Below are 483 nucleotides of genomic sequence, written 5' to 3' on the forward strand. Positions count from 1 at the left end.
ATTGACCATCAACAACCAAACGTCTAATGGCTTTGATGTAGTCGTAACCAATGTTTCAGGTGGTGGCAAGATAGTTCAAGAAGTGCGTGTTCCAATTTGGTCAGATAAGAATGGTCAAGACGATCTTACATGGTACCATGCCGACGAACAATCAGATGGAAGCTACAAGGTTCATGTAGACACAGCTAGTCATAAGGGTGATGCTGGTGCCTATTCTGTGCATCTTTACTATATGTTAGATGGTAAGAGAACCTATATCACAGAAACTAAAGCTACAGTTCCTCAAGCTACGGAATCTCAAGTAACAGGGAAATTGACTATTAACAACCAAACGTCTAATGGCTTTGATGTAGTCGTAACCAATGTTTCAGGTGGTGGCAAGGAAGTTCAAGAAGTGCGTGTTCCAATCTGGTCAGATACGAATGGCCAAGACGACCTTACTTGGTATCATGCTGACAAACAATCAGATGGAAGCTACAAGGT

1 protein-coding gene is annotated in these 483 nt (G+C 42.0%); it reads left to right on the forward strand.

Features of this window, described 5'->3' with window-relative positions; genetic code table 11:
• The coding region (locus ADF62_RS07270) for a GBS Bsp-like repeat-containing protein (protein WP_048788486.1) at window positions 1-483 on the forward strand (483 nt) is incomplete at both ends.

The organism is Streptococcus sp. 1004_SSPC (assembly GCF_001069025.1).
Lineage (GTDB): Bacteria > Bacillota > Bacilli > Lactobacillales > Streptococcaceae > Streptococcus > Streptococcus vestibularis.